The following is a 20,533-nucleotide window of genomic DNA, read 5'->3' as shown; positions in this document are numbered from 1 at the left end:
CTCGCGGATACCGAATTGGGGCGTACCGACCAACGGCCGGTACGCCCTTGCATCATTTGCCCAGCATGCCCGCCGGGACCAGCTTGCCCAGGTCCTGGTTGAAGGTCACCACCAGCTGGCCGTTCTCCACCTGGGCCGACTGCACCTGCAACGCACCAAGCACGCTGGCCACGGTGGGGTCGATCTTGTAGATCGGTTCGCGCCGCGCATAGTCGGTCAGCCAGGCATTGAGCAGGCTGCGCGTGCGCGAATCCAGGCGGCCGCCGTTGTTGGCCGGGGTGAAGTCGTCCACCGTCGGCTGGTCCAGGTGGAAGCCCTGGGTCTGGGCGTCGTAGCGCAGGCCACTGCTCAACTTCACCTTGCCCAGCGCGGCCGGCGCGCTGCCGGCAGTGGCCATGGCGATATCAAACCCCAGGTCCAGGCGGTTGCCCTGCGGCAACGCCAACTGCGGGTGGCTCATGGTCATGGCGATCAGCCCGCCAAGTGCATCCTGGGTGCGCGGGAAACTGCCGTCCAGGTACTGCTGCACGTCACTGGCGCCCACCGACAACTGGCGGCCGGACACACTCGGCGCGGCCTGCGCACCGACCGCGGCGGCGATCAGCACGGTGCATGCGGCGAGGCGGGACAACAGCGGGCGTGCGTTCATGGGAGCGGGCCGTGACGAAGGAAGAGACGCCAACGATAGCGCTTCCGGCTGAATCCAGCTTGGACGCGGCGCCGTCGTGGCGCCGTCGTTGCCGGGCGGTCAGTCCAGTACCGGCTGCAGCGACGCGCCGTGGATTTCCCAGCCGCTGCCGTCGGCACGTGGCTGCAGCCGGTACCAGCCCTGGAACCGCAACGTACGCTCGCCGGTGACCACGCGGATCCGCACCGGCACGTCGCGCAGCCGCGAGGGCTGGGCTTCGTCGCGGGCGATGGGCAGCTCGCTGTCCATGCGCAGTGAACGCACGTCGGCCTGTTCGGGGTGATCGGCCAGGCGGCGCAGCACCGCGTCGTCGGCGCGCGAGGCCGGCTGCCCGCCGCTCCAGAACGCGTCGGCGGTGGCACGGTCGCCCCGCATCAGCGCATTGACGTAGTCGCGCACGACGGTGCTCTCATCATCGGCGCCGGCGGCGACGGCGCTCAGCGCCGCCACCGGGGCCGCCGCCAGTGCGGTGGCCGGGGTGTCGTCGGTGGCGGCCACGGCAGGTGCATCGGCGGCCGGTGGCGCGGGGGGTGTACTGCTGTCATCACTATGGCGCTGGCAGGAACATCCGCCCAGCAGGAGCAGCGGCAACAGGATCACGGCACGACGCATGTGGACTCTCCCCGGGCGAGGGCAGAGTGTAGCGGCCTGTTGCGGTGGTCAGGGGGCCTGCTGGATCGCCTCGAGCGCCTGCAGCACCTCGCCCAGCTGCGGCTGCAGCCCGGTCAGCGGGTGGTTCGGGTCCTGCGCGTGGCGGCGCGCCAGGTCGTGCAGCAGCTGGGTGGCCACGATGGCGGCGGCACGCTCGTCACCGCTCAGGCCGGTCTGGCGGCGTGCGATTTCCAGCAGGCGCATCCAGTCCTGCTGGGCGCGGTGTTCCAGTTCGATCGTGCAGCGTCCGCTGCACTGCAACCCGTCCTTCTCGATCGGGGTGACGGTAATGCGGTAGCGCTGGGAGGGGCTGGTCATGGCGGCTGGCGTTGGGGGGACGAACCCACCATAGGCGTGCCCGTTGCCGGCGGCGACGGGCGCGGCCGCACGCAGTGTTCCACCATGTGCGTTCCACGCCGGTGCAGGCAGCCGGAGATGGCCGTGGCCGCAGCGTTTGCGCGCGCTGGCGGGTGTTTTGCACCCACGGGCAACGCTGTGTTTCGCTGCGTTGTGGGCCAGGAACTGCCTGCGTCTCCCTGCGTCAGGGGACGCAAAAAGCCGATGCCGTCGCCTGGCCGTACCGCGGCGGGCGAGCCGCACTGAGGCGTGTTTTCAGCCGCAGTGAAGGCTCGGCGTTTCCGTGTGCACCGATAGCGTGTCCAAGGGCAGGTGCGGGAGGATGGGCGGGACCCTCCACCGCAGGGATGCGGTGGCGGAGCCTACAGGGACGTACTTGCGGCGTGTCCCGCCTGTCCGCCCGTACCTGCCCACACTGGTACAGCCACGCTGTCGCTGCTCAGGTTCTGGCGGCATCTGACCTGATGCGTTGCCAAACGAAGGAATCAAAAAAGAACGGGACGGCCAAGGCCGTCCCGTCCGGGTGCTGCAGGAAACGCGCTGGTTACAGCGCAGCGTCCTTGAGCTTCTTGAGCGGACGCACCTTCAGCTTGGTGGAAGCCGGCTTGGCGGCGAACCACTGCTCTTCCTTGGTGAACGGATTGATCCCCTTGCGCTTCGGCTTGGCCGCAACGCTGACGGTGGTGATCTTCAGCAGGCCCGGCAGGGTGAAGCTGCCCGCGCCCTTCTTGTGCACCGAAGCGGCGACGGCGCCTTCCAGCGAGGCGAGCACGGCGCGCACGTCCTTGGCGACAACGCCGGACGTTTCAACGATGTGTGCAACCAGACCAGACTTGCTCAGTACGTCCTTGATCGGCTTGGGAGCGGCCGGCTTGGCGGCTGCCTTGGTAGCGACTTTCTTTACTGCCTTCTTCGGGGCAGCCTTCTTAGCGGTCTTTGCCATGGTTTCCTGTTCCGTGAACGGTTGGTTGTTTGGTCGCGCCGAACCCGGTCGGCAAGCGAAATGTAGGCCAACCAGGCGGCGCCGCCAATAGGCAATCGCATAAAAGTTCGCGATTTCCTGCCTGCCGGTTACTGCAGTGCATCAGCACATGCCCGAAAAACAGGGCGGGCGATCGGCCCGGTGGCCTCGGCCAGGAGCAACGGGATACCCGTCGGATTGCCCCAAACCCCTTGAAAACAGCGGTTTTCCCGCCGCCATGCGGCACGGCGACCGGGCCCCGCTGAGCACCCGCGATGGGCGTGGGCGCCGGACCGACGCCGTGCTAACGCCGCCTCGTCCATGCTGGTCCTGCCATTCATCCGCAGGAGACACACCGATGGGTATTTCGCGTCACGCCACCGCGCACTGGGAAGGTGACCTCAAGACAGGCAAGGGACAATTGAGCACGCCGCAGAGCGGCCTGCTGGACAAGACCCGCTATGCCTTCAGCAGCCGCTTTGGCGATGAGAAGGGCACCAATCCCGAAGAACTGATCGCCGCCGCGCACGCCGGCTGCTTCACCATGGCGCTGTCGGCCAAGCTCACCGAGGCCGGGTTCGTGCCGACCTCGCTGGATACCGAAGCCAAGGTGGATCTTTCCATGGAAGGCGGTCCGCAGCTCTCGCAGATCACCTTGAAGGTAAAGGCCGTGGTGCCCAACATCGACGCCACCCAGTTCCGGGCGATCGCCGATGACGCCAAGCAGAACTGCCCGGTGTCCAAGGCGCTGAGCGCAGTGCCGATCAGCCTGGAAGCCGAGCTGGCGTAACGCCCTGCGGCTGCTTCAGGGGTGCCGGCCAATGGTCGGCACCCGCAGCGCGGCGGTACCTGCGGGGTACGCCGCGGCCGGTTCTACCAGTCCAGGGTGCCGCGGATCACCGTCTGCACCTGGCCGCCCGACCACACATCGCCGTCGGCATCGATATGCAGGCTGAGCCGCGCATCGTGGCCCACTTCGCGGCCCTGGCTCACCACGTAGCGGCGCCCGTTGCCGGGTAGCGCATTGCGGTTGTCCAGCCACGCGGCCAGTACTGCATTGGCGGCCCCCGAGGCGGCGTCCTCGAAGCGACGGCCATTGCCCACGAACGCCCGCACCGCCAGGTCCCACGACTCGCCCGTGCTGCGCGCATAGGCGAACACGCCCATGCTGTCGGTACGCTCGGCCAGTGCGGCGATCGCGTCCCAGTCCGGCCGCAGCGCACGCAGCGTGGCCTCATCACGCAGTTCCACCACCCACCAGCTGCGCCCACCGGCCATGCGTGCCGGCGGCAATGCGCCCAGCGACCAGCCGGCCAGTGCGGCCTGCAGGCGCGGATCGCCCGGCTGCGCCACCTCGGCCACGCTGGCGCGCGGGGTGCGGATGGCGATGGTGCGGGCCGCGCCCGTGCCGTCCACCTGCAAGGGCAGGGTGCCGGCGATACCGTCCTGGACCAGCACCCCGTCCACCGGCACCGCCACGGCTTCCTCCAGCACCGCATGCGCGGTGCCTACGCTGGGGTGGCCGGCGAAGGGCACTTCCTTCTGTGGGCTGAACATGCGCAGGCGGTAGCTGCTGCCGGGCGCCTCCGGTGCGAACACGAAGGTGGTCTCCGGCAGACGGGTCCAGCGGGCGATGGCCTGCATCGCGGCCTCGTCCAGGCCTTCGGCGTCCAGCACCACCGCCAGGGGGTTGCCGGCGCCGGGGTAGGGGGAAAACACGTCCAACTGCAGGAAACGGCGGGAAGTCATGGCGTCAGGGTCTGTGAAACGGTCGGGCAGCTTACCAATCCGGGACGGCCCCGGGCCCGGCGTCGGCGCGGCCCAGGTGCCCGCGCAGGCCCTGCCGGGGCCGGGCTTGGCATAGAATCGGGAGTTCGGCCGGTGTGCCGGGCGAATCCCCCCTCACTACGAAACCCTCTTTACTTCCATGTCAGCTTCCCCCCTTGTCGATCGTTGGATCGTACTGAAGTTCGGCGGCACCTCCGTGTCGCGTCGTCACCGCTGGGACACGATCGGGAAGCTGGCGAAAAAACGTGCGGAAGAGACCGGCGCGCGCGTGCTGGTGGTGGTGTCGGCGTTGTCCGGGGTCACCAACGAACTGACCGCCATTGCCGACGGTGCCGCCGACAGCCGTGCCCGCGTGGACGCGCTGGTGGCCCGCCACCGCGAGTTCCTGGTCGAGCTGGGGCTGGACGCCACCGCGCTGGATGAACGCCTGGCCGGCTTGTCCGGGCTGCTCGATGACCCGCGCGCGGCCAGCCGCCCGCTGGACTGGCAGGCCGACGTGCTGGGCCAGGGCGAGCTGCTGTCTTCCACCGTGGGCGCGGCGTACCTGCATGCCAGCGGCCTGGATTTCGGCTGGATGGACGCGCGGCAGTGGCTGGATGCGCTGCCGCCGCAGCCCAACCAGAGCGACTGGTCGCAGCGGCTGTCGGTGAACTGCCAGTGGCGCGCCGATGCCGACTGGGCCGCGCGTTTCCGCGCCCAGCCCACGCGCATGCTGATCACTCAGGGCTTCATCTCCCGGCACGCCGATGGCGGCACCGCCATTCTCGGCCGCGGCGGCTCGGACACCTCGGCGGCGTATTTCGGCGCGCTGCTGGGCGCCAGCCGCGTGGAAATCTGGACCGACGTGCCGGGCATGTTCAGCGCCAACCCGCGCGACGTGCCTGATGCGCGCCTGCTGACCCGCCTGGACTATTACGAAGCGCAGGAAATCGCCACCACCGGCGCCAAGGTGCTGCACCCGCGCTCGATCAAGCCGTGCCGCGACGCCGGCGTGCCGATGGCCATCCTGGACACCGAGCGCCCGGAACTGCCGGGCACCAGCATCGACGGCAATGCCGCGCCGGTGCCGGGGGTGAAGGCGATCAGCCGCCGCAACGGCATCGTGCTGGTGTCCATGGAAGGCATTGGCATGTGGCAGCAGGTGGGCTTCCTGGCCGACGTGTTCGGGCTGTTCAAGAAGCACGGGCTGTCGGTGGACCTGATCGGTTCGGCCGAAACCAACGTCACCGTGTCGCTGGACCCCTCCGAGAACCTGGTCAACACCGACGTGCTGGCTGCGCTGTCGGCCGACCTGTCGCAGATCTGCAAGGTCAAGATCATCGTGCCGTGCGCGGCGATCACCCTGGTCGGGCGTGGCATGCGCTCGCTGCTGCACAAGCTGTCGGACGTGTGGGCCACGTTCGGGCGCGAGCGCGTGCACATGATTTCGCAGTCGTCCAACGACCTCAACCTGACCTTCGTCATCGATGAAGCCGACGCCGACGGCCTGTTGCCGATTCTGCACGCCGAGCTGATCGACAGCGGTGCGATGCCGGTGGAAGAGGGCGAAGTGTTCGGCCCGCGCTGGCGCGAGATCGCCGGCACCGTGCGCCCGCGCGAAACCGCCTGGTGGCGGGGCCAGCGCGCGCACCTGCTGACGCTCGCCCAGGCCGGTACGCCGCGCTACGTGTACAACCTGCCCACGGTGCGTGCGCGTGCACGCGCGCTGACCGCGATCAAGGCCATCGACCAGCGTTACTACGCGATCAAGGCCAACTCGCACCCGGCCATCCTGGAGGTACTGGAGCAGGAGGGCTTCGGCCTGGAGTGCGTGTCGCACGGCGAGCTCAAGCACGTGTTCAACACGTTGCCCACGCTGTCGCCGCGGCGCGTGCTGTTCACCCCCAGCTTCGCCCCGCGCGCCGAGTACGACGCCGCGTTCGCGCTGGGTGTCACCGTTACCGTGGACAACGTGGAAGCGCTGCAGCGTTGGCCGGACCTGTTCCGCAACCGCGAGTTGTGGCTGCGCGTGGACCTGGGCCGTGGCGAAGGCCACCACGCCAAGGTCCGTACCGGCGGCAAGGACTCCAAGTTCGGCCTGCCGATCGCCCGGGTGGACGAGTTCGTGCGCCTGGCCACCGAGCTGGGCACCCGCGTGGTGGGCCTGCATGCGCACCTGGGCAGTGGCGTGGAAACCGCGCAGCACTGGCGCTTGATGTGCGATGAGCTGGCCGGTTTCGCGCGGCGCATCGGCAGCGTGGAAACCATCGACATCGGCGGTGGCCTGCCCATTCCCTACAGCGCCGACGACGAACCGTTCGACCTGGACGCCTGGGCCGTCGGCCTGGCCGAGGTCAAGGCCGTGCACCCGGCGTTCCGGCTGGCGATCGAACCGGGCCGCTACCTGGTGGCCGAATCGGGCGTGCTGCTGGCCACGGCCACCCAGGTGATCGAAAAGGACGGCGTGCGCCGCGTGGGCCTGGATGCCGGCATGAACACGTTGATGCGCCCGGCTCTGTATGACGCCTGGCACGACATCGAGAACCTGAGCCGGCTCGGCGGCTACGCCGAGGCCGCGTTCGACGTGGTCGGCCCGATCTGCGAGTCCAGCGATGTGTTCGGCAAGCGCCGCAAGCTGCCGGTCTCGACCGCGCCGGACGATGTGATGCTGATCGCCGATGCCGGTGCCTACGGTTACGTCATGGCCAACACCTACAACCAGCGCGAGCTGCCGCGCGAGGACGTCATCGATGACGGTCCTTGACCGCCGCCTGCCGCCCACCCTTGAAGACGCGCCGTGCACACGCACGGCCGCCCTCTGAACCGGATACACCATGACTGCTTTCGATAAACACCAGGTTGCCGTTTTCCGCTTCGTCCGCTGCGATTTCGCCGCGGATACCGGCGTGGCGCAGCTGGTCTATGCCTTCGACGACGGCCCCGAGCTGACCGAGACGGTCACCATTCCCGGCGCCCCGTTCGCGCTGGACGGCGCGCGTGCCGAGGCGGTGCAGCGCGCCCTGCGCCTGCTGCACCTGATTGCCGGCGTGAGCTACTACAAGGCCGGCGTGCCCGACCAGGTCCGCATCGACAGCTACCGCATCGATGCGGCCACCGCGGCGCTGGTGGAGGAGATCTACCTCAACGGCCTGGGCGAGTTCGCCTACCGCAACGGCCTGAACCTGCGTGGGCGCTTCCGCCTGCCCGTGGACGGCGAGGCGTTCAGCGCCCCGGCGGTGGGCCTGCGCGAACACGCGCTGGTGGCCATTGGCGGCGGCAAGGATTCGCTGGTCAGCATTGAAGCCCTGCGCGGGCTGGGCATTGCCGAGACCGTCACCTGGATCGGCGGTTCGCAGTTGATCCGCGCCTGCGCCGAACGCACCGGCCTGCCTACCCTGAACATCGGCCGCGCGCTGGCCCCGGAACTGTTCGAATTGAACCGCCAGGGCGCATGGAACGGGCATATCCCGGTGACCGCGGTGAACTCGGCGATCATGGTGCTGGCCGCGCTGCTGCAGGGCGTGGACCAGGTAGTGTTCTCCAACGAGCGCTCGGCCAGCTACGGCAGCCAGATTCCCGGCACCGGCGAGGTGAACCACCAGTGGTCCAAGGGCTGGGCCTTCGAGCAGGCGTTCGGGGAATACCTGGAGCAGCACGTGGCCGCCGACCTGCATTACTACTCGCTGCTGCGCCCGCTGTCGGAACTGGCGGTAGCGCGGCAGTTCGCCAAGAGCGATGTCTACGACGCACACTTCTCCAGCTGCAACCGCAACTTCCACATCCTGGGCGAGCGCCCGGTGAACCGCTGGTGCGGGGTCTGCCCGAAGTGCCACTTCGTGTTCCTGGCGCTGGCTCCGTTCATGCCCAAGACCCGCTTGGTGGCGATCTTCGGCCGCAACCTGCTGGACGATCCGGAGCAGGCCGGCGGCTTCGACGCGCTGCTGGAATTCCAGGACCACAAGCCGTTCGAATGCGTGGGCGAAGGCCGCGAATCGCGCGCGGCGATGGCCACCCTGGCGGCGCGCCCGGAGTGGGCCGAAGATGCGCTGGTGAAGCGTTTCGTCAGCGAGATCCAGCCGCAGCTGGACAGCACCGAGCTGGGCATCGCGCCGTTGCTGGTGCTGGAAGGCGAGCACCGCATCCCGGCGCCGATCTGGGAGCGCCTGCGTGCGAATTTCGCAGCTTGAGGGCAAGCGCGTTGCGTTGTGGGGGTGGGGACGGGAAGGGCGCGCCGCCTTCGGCGTGCTGCAGCAGCGGCTGCCGTCGCTGCCGCTGACCCTGTTCTGCCCCGAGGCCGAGGCGGCGGCCGCGCGCGCGGAAACCGCCGGCGCGTTGACCGTGCGGTCGGACGTGAGCGGGGAGGCATTGGCCGCGTTCGAGGTGGTGATCAAATCGCCGGGCATCAGCCCGTATGGCGAGGCGGCCCTGCACGCCACGGCGGCGGGCACGCAGTTCATCGGCGGCACCTCGCTGTGGTTTGCCGAGCACGCCGCGGCCGATGGTACCGTGCAGGACACCGTGTGCGTGACCGGCACCAAGGGCAAGAGCACCACCACCTCGCTGCTGGCGCACCTGCTGCGCGCGTCCGGCGCGCGCACCGCGCTGGTGGGCAATATCGGCCTGCCGTTGCTGGAAGTGCTGGACCCGCAGCCGGCGCCGCAGTACTGGGCGGTGGAGTTGTCCAGCTATCAGACCGGCGAGGTCGCGCGCAGTGGCGCGCACCCGCAGGTGGCGATCGTGCTGAACCTGTTTCCCGAACACCTGGACTGGCACGGCAGTGAAGCGCGCTACATCGCCGACAAGCTGCGCCTGGTGACCGAAGCGCAGCCGCGCATCGCCGTGCTCAATGCCGCCGATCCGCATCTGGCCGCGTTGTCGCTGCCGAACAGCCAGCTGGTGTGGTTCAACCAGCCGCAGGGCTGGCACATGCGGGGCGAGGTGGTCTATCGCGGCGAACGCGCGGTATTCGATACCGCCAACACGCCCCTGCCCGGGCGCCACAACCGCGGCAACCTGTGCGCGGTGCTGGCCGCGCTGGAGGCGCTGGGGCTGGACGCGGCGGCGCTGGCACCGGCCGTGCAGGACTTCCGCCCGCTGCCCAATCGCCTGCAGACCGTGGGTACGCGTGATGGCCTGACCTACGTCAACGATTCCATCAGCACCACCCCGCACGCCAGCCTGGCCGCGCTGGACTGTTTCGCCGGGCAGCGCATCGCGCTGCTGGTGGGCGGGCATGACCGCGGACTGGACTGGCACGACTTCGTGCAGCACATGGCCCACGACGTGCCGCCAGTGGAGATCATCACGATGGGGGCCAACGGCCCGCGCATCCATGCATTGCTGCAACCGCTGGCCGATGCCGGCCGCTTCGGGCTGCATGCGGCGGCTGACCTGGCCGAGGCGATGCAACTGGCCCGCACCGCACTGGGCGGGCAGGGCGGGGTGGTGTTGATGTCGCCGGGCGCGCCCAGTTACGGGGTGTACCGCGACTACGTGGCACGCGGCCGCCATTTCGCCGCACTGGCCGGGTTCGACCCGGAGGCGATCACGGCCATCGCCGGCATCGGCATCGCGTAGAGCCGACCGTTGGTCGGCTGCCGTCGCGCTTGCCCATCCCGCCGGGCCTCAATGCATCACCCGTCCTGGTCCCCCATGAACAGGTACTCGCCCTCGATCAACTGCTGCAGGTACGCATCGAAATTCGGCGCGATCACCACATAGCTGTCCGGATCATGCAGGTAGCGCACCACCTGGCCGGCAATGCCGCCGGGCGCGGGATCGAAATCCAGGTACAGCATCGAGGTGCCGCCATTGTTGACGCAGTGCGCGAAGCACAGGCGCTGGCCCATCGGCAGGTCGGCGTCGATGCCCGCGCCCAGGATGTCGGCGTCCTCCTCCAGCCATTCTTCGTAGATCGAGCGGATGCTCTCGCCCCAGCTGTCCCATTGGGCGGTGTCTTCGAAGATCTGTTCGATCGACCGCAGGTAATACGGGTAGCTGCCCAGGTCCGAGCCGAGCATCGGCACGCAGACCTCACCGCCGGGGTAGGCGCGGTAATGCGTGCCATCGATACGGCCCAGCAGGTCTACCAGGCTGTCGGGCACCTGCGGCCAACGGGCGCGCAGGCGCTGCCGATCGGCAGCACTGGCCCCTTCAGTCCAGGCCCACATGGCGACTTCGTCGTCGGGCAGGCGGGGCACCAGGCCGGTGAGGAATCGATCGACAAGCGTCATGGCGCAGCAGCCGTGCAGAAGCGGCCGACAAGGGTGCCAGATTTTCGTAGCGCGGGGCTCTGCCTCGCTGCTTTGGATTCCGAAGGGGGGGGGAACGGCAGCGGGGCAGAGCCCCGCTCTACGGGGCGTGTGCAGCGGGGCAGAGCCCCGCTCTACGGGGTGTGCGCAGCGGGGCAGAGCCCCGCTCTACGGGGTGTGTGCAGCGGGGCAGAGCCCCGCTCTACACGGGGTGTTCGCCTGGTCGTCCTACACTCGGGGTTCTTATCCGGAGGAGCAGGCGCATGGTCAGGCAATGGCGATGGGGAGCGGCGGTGCTGTTGGGGATGGTGGCGCTGCCGTCGATGGCGGCAATGAAGACCCAGCCGGTGGAATGGCAGCTGGACGGCAGCACCTTCAGTGGCGTGCTGGTCTATGACGACGGCGACAGCGACAAACGCCCCGGGCTGGTGATGGTGCCGAACTGGAAGGGCGTCAATGACTCGGCCATCGCCAAGGCCAAGCAGTTGGCCGGCGACGACTACGTGGTGCTGGTGGCCGATGTGTACGGCAAGGGCGTGCGCCCGAAGACCGACGCCGAGGCAGGGCCGGTGGCGACCAAGCTGCGCAACGAGCGCCCGGTGCTGCGGGCGCGCGCGTTGAAGGCCATCGACGTGCTCAAGGCCCAGGCCGGCAAGGCGCCGCTGGATGCGTCGCGGATCGGCGCGGTCGGCTTCTGTTTCGGTGGCACCACCGTGCTGGAAATGGCGCGGGCCGGCGCACCGCTGGCCGGCGTGGTCAGCCTGCACGGCGGGCTGGGCTCACCGTTGCCGGCCAAGGCCGGTGGCACCCATCCCTCGGTGCTGGTGCTCAATGGCGCCGATGACAAGGGCGTGAGCAAGGACGACATCGCCAGCTTCGAGCAGGAAATGAACGCCGCCAAGGTCGACTGGGAATTCACCAACTACAGCGGCGCGGTGCATTGCTTCGCCGAAGCCGACGCCAACAGCCCGCCGGGGTGCCTGTACAACGAACGCGCCGCCAAGCGCGCCTGGAAGGCGCTGGACGAGTTCTTCGAGGAGCGGTTCGAGACACGACGCCGGTAGCGCCGACCGTTGGTCGGCTGCACCGCGCAGGGCGCGGTGCATTTATCGGTGATCGCGACGCCGGGACGAAGAGCAGCCGACCAACGGTCGGCTCTACCCCTGGGACCGTGGGCCGGCAGGCCCTCTGTCAATGCGACCGCTGTACCGCGTAACGGGCAAGCCCGCGCAGGGCGGCCACGGCATCGTTGTCGGCCAGGCCGTCGAGCGCGCGCTCGGCGGCATCGGCGTATTCCACGGCGCGGGCGCGGCTGTATTCCAGGCCGCCGGTGGCATGGATGGCGGCCAGCACTTCGGGCATGGCATCGGCATCGCCGTTCTGCACGATCGCGCGCAGGCGCTCGCGGGTGGTCGCATCGGTGTGCGCCATGGCGTGGATCAGCGGCAGCGTGGCCTTGCCTTCGGCCAGGTCGTCGCCCAGGTTCTTGCCCAGCTCGTCGGCGTTGGCCGAGTAATCCAGCACGTCATCGGCAATCTGGAAGGCATAGCCCAGCGCCATGCCGTAGTCGTACAGCGCCTGCTGGGTGGCTTCATCGACACCGCTGGCCAGCGCGCCCAGGCGGGTGCCGGCCGCGAACAGCACGGCGGTCTTGCGCTCGATCACCCGGAGGTAGGCCGCTTCGTCGGTATCGGGGTTATGCACGTGCAGCAACTGCAGCACCTCGCCTTCGGCGATGCGGTTGGTGGTGTCGGCCAGGATCCGCATGACCGGCATGCGGTCCAGTTCGACCATCAGCTGGAAGCTGCGCGAGTACAGGAAGTCGCCCACCAGCACGCTCGGCGCGTTGCCCCACAGGGCATTGGCGGTACTGCGGCCGCGGCGCAGGTTGGATTCGTCCACCACGTCGTCGTGCAGCAGGGTCGAGGTGTGGATGAACTCGATGATCGCCGCCAGCTGGTGGTGCTCGGGGCCGGCCTGGCCCACCGCGTGGCCGGCCAGCATGACCAGCATCGGCCGCAGGCGCTTGCCGCCGGCGGAGATGATGTGGTCGGCGATCTGGTTGATCAGCACGACATCCGAGGACAGTCGGCGGCGAATCAGCGCATCGACGGCGGCCATGTCGGTCGCGGCGAGCGTCTGGATCTGGGGCAGGCCCAGCGCGGGGCGGGTGTCTTCGGTGATGGTCATGCGGTCTGACTTTCAGGCTTGACCTTAATTATAGGCGGTGCCGTCGTGTTTCGCCCGCGAAGGCCGGCCACGACCCGCCGGCCGGCGGGCAGGTGGCCAGCGGGCGCGCCGGAAGGACACCGGGTGCGCCCGCCCATGACCTCGGCGGCCGGTGGTTCCGCGGGCCGGTCCGGCGCGGACCAGCGGGGCGCGTGACGTGAATACGTATGCATGCAGCGCCATCGCCGAAGGTGCAGGGCTAAGCTTGTCGGGTTCGTTTTGGCACCCCGTTCGGCGGGTGCATGGAAGCCCGGAGGGGGGCCCTCGATGTCGCAGACTCCATGGTGGCGCGGTGCCGTCATCTACCAGATCTACCCGCGCAGTTTCCTCGACGCCAACGGCGACGGGGTAGGTGACCTGCCCGGCATCATCGACCGGCTGGAGTACGTGGCCGCGCTGGGCGTGGACGCCATCTGGGTGTCGCCGTTCTTCACCTCGCCGATGGCCGATTTCGGCTACGACATCGCCGACCATCGCGACGTGGACCCGCTGTTCGGCACGCTGGCCGATTTCGACCGGCTGCTGGCCAAGGCGCATGCGCTGGGCCTGAAGGTGATGATCGACCAGGTGTTCAGCCACACCTCGATCGACCATGCCTGGTTCCGCGAGAGCCGCCAGGACCGCACCAACCCGAAGGCGGATTGGTACGTGTGGGCCGACCCGCGCGAGGATGGCACGCCGCCCAACAACTGGATGTCGATCTTCGGCGGGGTGGCCTGGCAATGGGAACCGCGCCGGGAGCAGTACTTCCTGCACAACTTCCTGGCCGACCAGCCGGACCTGGATTTCCACAACCCGGCGGTGCAGCAGGCCACGCTGGACTACGTGCGCTTCTGGCTGGACCGCGGCGTGGACGGGTTCCGCCTGGACTCGATCAACTTTTGCTTCCACGACGCGCAACTGCGCGACAACCCGGCCAAGCCGCTGGAAAAGCGCGTGGGCCGGGGGTTCAGCGCGGACAATCCGTACGCCTACCAGTACCACTACTACAACAACACCCAGCCGGAGAACATCGGCTTCATCGAGCGCCTGCGCGCGCTGCTGGACGCGTACCCGGGGACGGTGAGCCTGGGCGAGATCTCCGCCGAGGACTCGCTGGCCACCACCGCCGAGTACACCGCGCCGGGCCGGCTGCACATGGGCTACAGCTTCGAGCTGCTGGTGAAGGATTTCAGCGCCGGCTACATCCGCGACACCGTGTCGCGGCTGGAAGCGACGATGACCGAAGGCTGGCCGTGCTGGGCGATCTCCAACCACGACGTGGAGCGCGCGGTGACCCGTTGGGGCGGTCATCCGGCGCAGCCGCGGCTGGCGCGGATGCTGGTGGCGCTGCTGTGTTCGCTGCGTGGCTCGATCTGCCTGTACCAGGGCGAGGAACTGGGCCTGGGCGAGGCGGACGTGCCGTTCGAGGCGCTGCAGGACCCCTACGGCATCACCTTCTGGCCGAACTTCAAGGGCCGCGACGGCTGCCGCACGCCGATGCCGTGGATCGATGCGCCGCTGGCGGGGTTCACCAGCGGTGAGCCGTGGCTGCCGATTCCGGCCGAGCACCGCGCCGCGGCGGTGGCGGTGCAGGAGCATGACCCGCACTCGGTGTTGAACGCGTTCCGCCAGTTCCTGGCGTGGCGAAAGACGATGCCGACGCTGCTGGTGGGCGACATCGAATTCCTGCACACGGCCGAGCCGGTGCTGATGTTCGCGCGCCGGCATGCGGGGGAGACGCTGCTGCTGGCGTTCAACCTGGCGGCCGACACCGCGCGCGTGGCGCTGCCCGCCGGCAGCTGGCAGCCGATGCACGTGCCGGGCCCGGACGTGGGCCATGCCGACGGCGGCACCTTGGTGTTGCCGGCGCAGTCGATGTATTGCGCGCGCCTGGGCTGATTCGATTTCCGGTGGTATTGAGAGGGCGGGGCTTTGTGGCCTCGCCCTTTTTTTGTGTCCTCTCCCAGATCCAAGGGCAATGTGCATGCGGTGGTGTCGCCTTTCGGGCGCGTCGCGATCCGAAGGGGCCCCGTAGCGGCCGGTAGGCCCCTGGCGCAAATGTCCCCCGGCCGCGCGGCGGCCTCCTCCTTTACTTTGCCCAGGGGCCTACCGGCCGCTACGGGGCTCGGCTTCCGGCAAGCAGGGGGCGCCAGGCTTTTCTGGTGCTGTCGGTGGGTCGGGCGCTGGGCCCCCATGCCCTTGGAGGCGAAGTAAAGGGGGAGGCGGCGGCCGCAGGCCGACGCCGGAGGACATTCGCCGGAAAGGGCATGGGGGCCCAGCGCCCGACCCACCGACCGCCACTACCGTTCATCGCACAAAAAAAACCCCGCTGCCGAAGCAGCGGGGTTTCTGTTGGTGCGGCTACCGCAGGATCAGAACCTGTAGTTCACGCCCAGCATGTAGGTGCGGCCCCACTCGATGTACTCCAGCGGGCGGTCCTTGGTGCCGGCATAGGTGCGGTACGGCTCATTGGTCAGGTTGCTTCCCTGCAGCAGCAACGTCAGCCCGTGCAGGCTGCTGTCGTCGGCGAAGGTGTAGCTGATCTGCGCGTCGGTCACGTTCTCGCCCACCACGTAGCGCAGCGTGCGGTTGCCGTTGAAGTTGCCGATCTCGCCAATGAAGTCCGACCGCCGGCGCTGGCTCACGCGGGCCTCGAACCCACTGCGCTCGTAGTACGCCGTGAAGTTGTACACCCGCTTGGACAGCCCCGGTAGGCTGATCGGATCGCTGCCCACGCTGGACGCGCTTTCCGGGTCCAGGATCTGGATGTTGCTGTCATTGAACGTCGCGCTGGCCTGCACGCCGAAGCCGCGCAGGCTGTCGGTGAACATGTCCAGCGGGAACGACGCCGTCAGCTCCAGCCCCTTCAGCTTGCCGCCCTTGCCGTTTTCCGGCGAGGAGAACGTGCCGGTGGTCAGCAGCGGGGCGGTCATGCCCGGCGGAATCACGTAGCTGGCCAGCAGGTCGCTGAAATCGTAGTCGTCGCGCGACTGCGTGTACACGTACGACTTCAGGTCCTTGTAGAAGATCGCCGCCGCAACGTAGGCCTTCTCGCCGAAGTACTTTTCATACGACAGGTCCAGTGCATTGGCGCGCCACGGATCCAGCAGCGGGTTGCCGCCGCTGCCGCCCGGCTTGCCGGTGGCCGTATCCACGCCGAACTCCAGGCCGGCACGCATCTGGTCCACGCGCGGGCGTGCCACCTGCTTGGCCGCGGCGAAGCGCAGCGTCTGCTGGTGCGGGAACATGAACACCAGGTTCAAGCTCGGCAGCCAGTCGGTGTAGGTCTTGCCCGCATCGATCGGCAGCACTTCCTGGCCGACCGGACGCGACCGGTCGAAGTAGTTGGACTGCGAACTCTGGTCGGTGCGCACCATCTGCACGCCGATGTTGCCGCGTACGCCCACTTCGCCGATGTCGGTGTTGATGTTGGCGCGCACCCAGGCGGTGCTGGTCTTTTCCTGCACCGTCCACGCCTTGGGAATCAGGTAGTCCAGGTTGGTGACCGGGTTGAACACCATGTAGCGGTCCACCGCGCCGGGCACGTTCCAGGCCGGAATGTAGCCCAGCCCGGCGAAGCCCAGGTTGACCGGGCGGTACTGCAGGTCGCCGGCGATACTCGCATCGCCCTGGTCGCCGAGCAGGATGTTGCCCTCGGCCTGGGTCTTGTCCTTGCGGCGGTCGGCGTAGTTGACGCCCACGTCCACGTCGGCGAACCACTTCAGCGCCTCGGGCAGCGCGAAGGTCGCCTGCAGGCGGGCGGCCTTCAGGCGGTCTTCCACCTGCGGCACTTTGCCGTAGCCCGAGCCGTAGATGGTGTTGGTCAGGAACAGCGCATCGGGGTTGGAGTAGTTCAGGCCCGGGGTGATCTGCGAGAACCCGTTCGGGTTGACCACCACGCCCACCGTATCCAGCTGCGGCATCGGCGTGAGCTGCAGGTTGCTCTCCAGGTTCAGCTCGTCGCGGGTCGCCTTGGAGTAGTTGACGTCCGCCACCACCTTGACCGATTCGAAGTTGAACTCGTTGTTCCAGCCAAACGCGTCGATCTTGTCCTTGCGCTTGTTGTACATGCCGCGCACCAGCGGATACACGCCGCTGGCCACGCCGCCGGTGAAGGTGCCATCGGCATTGACCTGCGGGTTGCTGATCAGCAGGCCCGGCGTGTAATTGCCGTTGTAGTTGCTGAGATTGAGCTCGAACTGGTTGGCGGTGTCGATCTGCTCGGCTTCGGTATGGAACGCATCCAGCGTGCTGGTCCACACGTTGGACGGGCGGAACTGCACGGTGGCCATCACGCCGTCGCGCTTGGTATTGCCGGTGCGGCGCAGCGCCTTGATGCCGTCGGAGAACACCGTGCCCGGGGCCAGCCCGGGGCGGTTGCCCTGGTCGGTCTGCTCGGTGGTCCACGGCTCGTACAGGCCCACCTGGTTTTCCTGGATCGGCATGTCGCTGTGCGCGTAGCCGATCGCAACACCCCAGGTGTTGTCCATGAACTGGTCGATGTAGCTGGCGCTGAAACGGTTGCCGTAGGGGTCTACGTTGGCCGCCTTGCCCAGCGAACTCTTCTGGTAGCGACCGCTGATGGCGATCACGCGCTCGGCGAAGCTCAGCGGGCGCGCGGTCTGCATGTCGATGGTGCCCGACAGGCCCTGGCCGACCAGCGCCGCGTCGGGGGTCTTGTACACCACCACGCCGTTGACCAGTTCCGAGGGGTACTGGTCGAACTCGACGCTGCGGTTGTCGCCGGTGCTGACCACTTCACGCCCGTTGAGCAGGGTGGTGGCGAAGTCGGGCGACAGACCCCGCACGCTGATCACCTGGGCGCGGCCGGCCACGCGCTGGGCGGCCAGGCCGGGCAGGCGCGAGATGGATTCGCCGATGCTCACGTCGGGCAGCTTGCCGATGTCTTCGGCCGAGATCGCCTCGACCACCGAGGTGGCGTCCTGCTTGATCGCAATGGCGTTCTCGATGCCGCGGCGGATGCCGGTGACCTGCACGGTGTCCAGGTTGGTGGCCGCTGTCCCGCTCGGCGGGGTGGCGGTCGTGGGTTCGGCGGTCTGCGCCGACGCCATCAACGGCGTCAGGGCGACGGCCAGCGCGATACTCAGCGCGCTGCGCTTGCGGTTCAACATTTTCCCCTCCCAGGCAATGTTGCCAATCGATTTTTTGGTTGCCCGGAGACCCGGGAGCGTCACGGCGCGGTGGCCGTTGACTGCGTGGCTATGGTAGGCAGCGGGTCGGCTGCGGGAACCACCCTGCATACGTATTCAATGGCATTTGCAGCGTTGGAATCGGTTACAGGTGCGTCATCGCATTCGCGCTGCCGCGCCACGGTTTGCCATGCAAACCGTGGATACCCGTCATGGGCTACGTCGAGACGTCTGATCAGGTCTACAGCGGGGTGAAGCGGATCGCCTGGCCGCCGCCCGGCGCAAGCACCAGCGTCAGTGCATCGGCGCTGGTGACCTCGCGGGTTTCGCGCACGAACGCGAACGGGTTGCTGCGGAAATCCGCACCGTCGCCGTCACGGTAGATCTCGGCGCGGTAGCGCACGCCCGGGTCCAGGAAGCCCAGCGATACCGGCAGCACGCGGCCGTGTTCGTCGGTGATGCTGCCCAGGAACCAGTCGCGGCTGTTGCGGTCCTTGCGCACGATCGTCACGTAGTCGCCCACTTCGCCGTTGAGCACGCGGCTGTCCTCCCAATCCACCGCCACGTCCTCGATGAAGCGGAACGCCGCGCGGTGCTGCAGATAGTGTTCGGGCAGGTCGGCGGCCATCTGGATCGGGCTGTAGATCGCCACGTACAGCGCCAGCTGCCGCACCAGCGTGCTGGGAATGGCCTGGCCACCGCGCCCCTTCAGGCTGAGGATGCCGGGGGTGTAGTCCATCGGCCCGGCCAGCATGCGCGTGAACACCAGGTTGACCTCGTGCTCGGGTGGGTTCGGCGGCTGCCCCCAGGCGTTGTATTCCATGCCGCGTGCACCTTCGCGCGAGATCCAGTTGGGGTAGGTGCGACGCAGCCCGGTGTCCTTGATCGGCTCGTGCGGGTTCACCGCGATGTGGCGTTTGGCCGCTTCCTGCACCACCTTCAGGTGGTGGCGGGCCATGAACTGGCCGTCGTGCCACTCGCGCCACAGCGGGCCGCCGGCCGGGTTGCGCCGGTCCACCTGGCCGTCGTCGCAGACATAGCCGCTCTTGAACGCATCCACGCCCAGCCGCGCGTACAGGTCCAGCGCGGCGTCCAGCTGGTTTTCGTAATGCTCGATGGCGCAGCCGGTTTCATGGTGGCCGATCAGGTGCACGCCCTTCCTGGCGCCGTAGGCCGACAACGCCTCGATATCGAAGTCGGGCGTGGGCCGGGTGAAATCGAAGTCGTAGCCGTTGCCCACCCAGTTGCCGTCCCAGCCCGGGTTCCAGCCTTCCACCAGCACGCCACGGAAGCCGTGCGCGGCGGCGAAGTCGATCACCTTCTTCGTCTTGGCCGTGGTGGCCGCATGCCGGGGGCCGGTGGCCCAGCTTTCGTGGTCCAGGTGCATCGACCACCACACCCCTAGGTACTTGGACGGCTTCACCCAGCTCACATCGCCCAGCGCGTTGGGTTCGTTGAGATTGAGGATCAGGTCCGATTCCACCAGCCCACCGGCGCGGTCGCTGATCTGCAGGGTGCGCCACGGGGTATCGAAGGGCAGGCTGCGGCGTACCTTCCAGCCTTCGGCCGACGGCGACAGCTGCGCGCGCAGGCGCTGGCCGTCGGTGCGGCGCAGCCACATGCCCGCATAGTCGACCAGGGCGGCCTCATGGATGGCGATGTGCAGGCCGTCCTTGCTGCGCAGGGTGATCGGGGTATGCACCAACGGCACCTGGTCCAGCGGCGTGCGCTGGTACAGGTATTCGTAGTGGATCGGCTCGCCGGCCGGAATCCACCAGGCGGTGGCGGACGGGGCGATCGCAAATTCGGTCAGTTCGTCGTCAATGATCGCCTCGCGCAGGCCGGGCTGCGTGGGGAAGCGGTAGCGGAAGCCCACCCCGTCATCGAAAGCACGGAACACCACCTCGAAGCGGCGCTTGGCCCCGCTGCGCTCGCCCAGCTGCACCACCACTTCGTTGTAGTGGTTGCGTACCCGGCGGCGCTCGCCCCAGGGCTGTTCCCAGGTCTCATCAAACGTACGCGTGTGCTGGCCGAGCACCTCCAGGTCGCGGTCGAGCCGACCGTCGCGCAGCTGGAAGCCCAGCCGCGACGGCGCCACCACCGTGTCGCCGAAGCGTTCCACCTGGTAGCTGGGGGTGCCGCCATCCAGCTGCACCGACACCCGCAGCACGTTGCCCGGCGACGCTACGCTGGCCACCGTGACCGGTTCGGCGGCCGCGCCGAAGGCCAGCAGACACAGTGCGGCAGCCCACCAGGGCAATCCGGTGGTGGTGCGTGATCCACGCGGTGAATGCGGGTGTTTCGTCGGCATTTTCCCCTCCCAAGGCGGCCGTTGTCTGGCTCGGACTATAGCCACGCCGTCCCGGTCGTCCCGCCGCTGCGCCATGAATACGTATGCAAGGCGGCGCGCACCGGAGCCTGCCGTCTACCATGGAGCCAGGCACCCTGGGAGGGGGCCGCGCGCGCAACGCCGCACCGGTGGACTGACCGGGAGGTG

General features: G+C 68.3%; 15 protein-coding genes. 6 read left to right on the top strand and 9 right to left on the bottom strand.

Annotation, left to right across the window (positions count from 1 at the left end):
- Positions 1–52 precede the first annotated feature (52 nt).
- The 4 genes from ABIA71_RS12780 to ABIA71_RS12765 form a co-directional block, all read right to left on the bottom strand.
- Positions 53–649, bottom strand: coding sequence for a DUF1439 domain-containing protein (locus tag ABIA71_RS12780; RefSeq protein ID WP_354285550.1), 597 nt, complete (start codon positions 647–649; stop codon positions 53–55).
- A 99-nt stretch (positions 650–748) separates the two neighbouring features.
- Positions 749–1,300, bottom strand: coding sequence for a hypothetical protein (locus tag ABIA71_RS12775; protein WP_354285549.1), 552 nt, complete (start codon positions 1,298–1,300; stop codon positions 749–751).
- Positions 1,301–1,348: 48 nt separating this feature from the next.
- Positions 1,349–1,657 (bottom strand): DUF3861 family protein, encoded by a 309-nt coding sequence (locus ABIA71_RS12770; RefSeq protein ID WP_354285547.1) that lies wholly within the window; start codon positions 1,655–1,657, stop codon positions 1,349–1,351.
- Positions 1,658–2,240: 583 nt separating this feature from the next.
- The gene (locus tag ABIA71_RS12765; RefSeq protein ID WP_038689886.1) at positions 2,241–2,639 is read right to left on the bottom strand and encodes an HU family DNA-binding protein; all 399 of its coding nucleotides are present in this window, start codon (positions 2,637–2,639) and stop codon (positions 2,241–2,243) included.
- Positions 2,640–3,015: 376 nt separating this feature from the next.
- Between ABIA71_RS12765 and ABIA71_RS12760 the strand changes: the two genes are divergently transcribed.
- Positions 3,016–3,447 (top strand): OsmC family protein, encoded by a 432-nt coding sequence (locus tag ABIA71_RS12760; protein ID WP_128095581.1) that lies wholly within the window; start codon positions 3,016–3,018, stop codon positions 3,445–3,447.
- A gap of 83 nt (positions 3,448–3,530) precedes the next feature.
- Here the strand turns inward: ABIA71_RS12760 and ABIA71_RS12755 are convergent, their stop codons facing one another.
- Entirely contained in the window at positions 3,531–4,406 is an 876-nt protein-coding gene (locus tag ABIA71_RS12755) for a PhzF family phenazine biosynthesis protein (RefSeq protein WP_354285545.1), read from the bottom strand.
- A 178-nt stretch (positions 4,407–4,584) separates the two neighbouring features.
- Here ABIA71_RS12755 and ABIA71_RS12750 point away from each other — a divergent pair, with 178 nt between their 5' ends.
- The 3 genes from ABIA71_RS12750 to murD all read left to right on the top strand — a co-directional run bounded on the left by ABIA71_RS12750 (position 4,585) and on the right by murD (position 10,001).
- Positions 4,585–7,188 carry a bifunctional aspartate kinase/diaminopimelate decarboxylase gene (locus ABIA71_RS12750; RefSeq protein WP_128098242.1) on the top strand — a complete coding sequence of 868 codons (2,604 nt, stop codon included), beginning with the start codon at positions 4,585–4,587 and terminating at the stop codon, positions 7,186–7,188.
- Between the two features lie 70 nt (positions 7,189–7,258).
- Positions 7,259–8,611, top strand: coding sequence for a UDP-N-acetyl-alpha-D-muramoyl-L-alanyl-L-glutamate epimerase (gene murL, locus ABIA71_RS12745; RefSeq protein WP_354285543.1), 1,353 nt, complete (start codon positions 7,259–7,261; stop codon positions 8,609–8,611).
- Positions 8,592–10,001: a UDP-N-acetylmuramoyl-L-alanine--D-glutamate ligase gene (murD, locus tag ABIA71_RS12740; protein ID WP_354285541.1), complete on the top strand. Its 1,410-nt coding sequence runs from the start codon at positions 8,592–8,594 to the stop codon at positions 9,999–10,001. Before murL ends, murD begins: the two co-directional genes overlap by 20 nt.
- A gap of 56 nt (positions 10,002–10,057) precedes the next feature.
- On the opposite strand, the gene ABIA71_RS12735 is transcribed toward murD, so the two are convergent.
- Positions 10,058–10,657 (bottom strand): SMI1/KNR4 family protein, encoded by a 600-nt coding sequence (locus ABIA71_RS12735; RefSeq protein ID WP_354285539.1) that lies wholly within the window; start codon positions 10,655–10,657, stop codon positions 10,058–10,060.
- A 281-nt stretch (positions 10,658–10,938) separates the two neighbouring features.
- On the opposite strand from ABIA71_RS12735, the gene ABIA71_RS12730 reads away from it, so the two are divergent.
- On the top strand, positions 10,939–11,739 hold the full coding sequence (locus tag ABIA71_RS12730) for a dienelactone hydrolase family protein (protein WP_354285537.1): 801 nt from the start codon (positions 10,939–10,941) through the stop codon (positions 11,737–11,739).
- A gap of 127 nt (positions 11,740–11,866) precedes the next feature.
- Here ABIA71_RS12730 and ABIA71_RS12725 read toward each other — a convergent pair whose 3' ends face one another.
- Positions 11,867–12,865, bottom strand: a complete 999-nt coding sequence (locus ABIA71_RS12725) for a polyprenyl synthetase family protein (protein WP_038689871.1) — start codon at positions 12,863–12,865, stop codon at positions 11,867–11,869.
- Positions 12,866–13,171: 306 nt separating this feature from the next.
- Here ABIA71_RS12725 and ABIA71_RS12720 point away from each other — a divergent pair, with 306 nt between their 5' ends.
- Complete coding sequence (locus ABIA71_RS12720; RefSeq protein ID WP_354285535.1) at positions 13,172–14,785, top strand: alpha-glucosidase; 1,614 nt, start codon at positions 13,172–13,174, stop codon at positions 14,783–14,785.
- A gap of 473 nt (positions 14,786–15,258) precedes the next feature.
- Here ABIA71_RS12720 and ABIA71_RS12715 read toward each other — a convergent pair whose 3' ends face one another.
- A complete protein-coding gene (locus ABIA71_RS12715; protein WP_354285534.1) occupies positions 15,259–18,018 on the bottom strand; it encodes a TonB-dependent receptor in 2,760 nt (919 codons plus the stop codon).
- 259 nt (positions 18,019–18,277) lie between these two features.
- Positions 18,278–20,347, bottom strand: a complete 2,070-nt coding sequence (locus ABIA71_RS12710) for a glycoside hydrolase family 97 protein (protein WP_502961241.1) — start codon at positions 20,345–20,347, stop codon at positions 18,278–18,280.
- Positions 20,348–20,533 lie beyond the last annotated feature (186 nt).

It is taken from the genome of Stenotrophomonas sp. 2619, assembly GCF_040548725.1.
Lineage (GTDB): Bacteria > Pseudomonadota > Gammaproteobacteria > Xanthomonadales > Xanthomonadaceae > Stenotrophomonas > Stenotrophomonas maltophilia_AP.
This window is presented reverse-complemented; position numbering and strand designations above follow the sequence as displayed.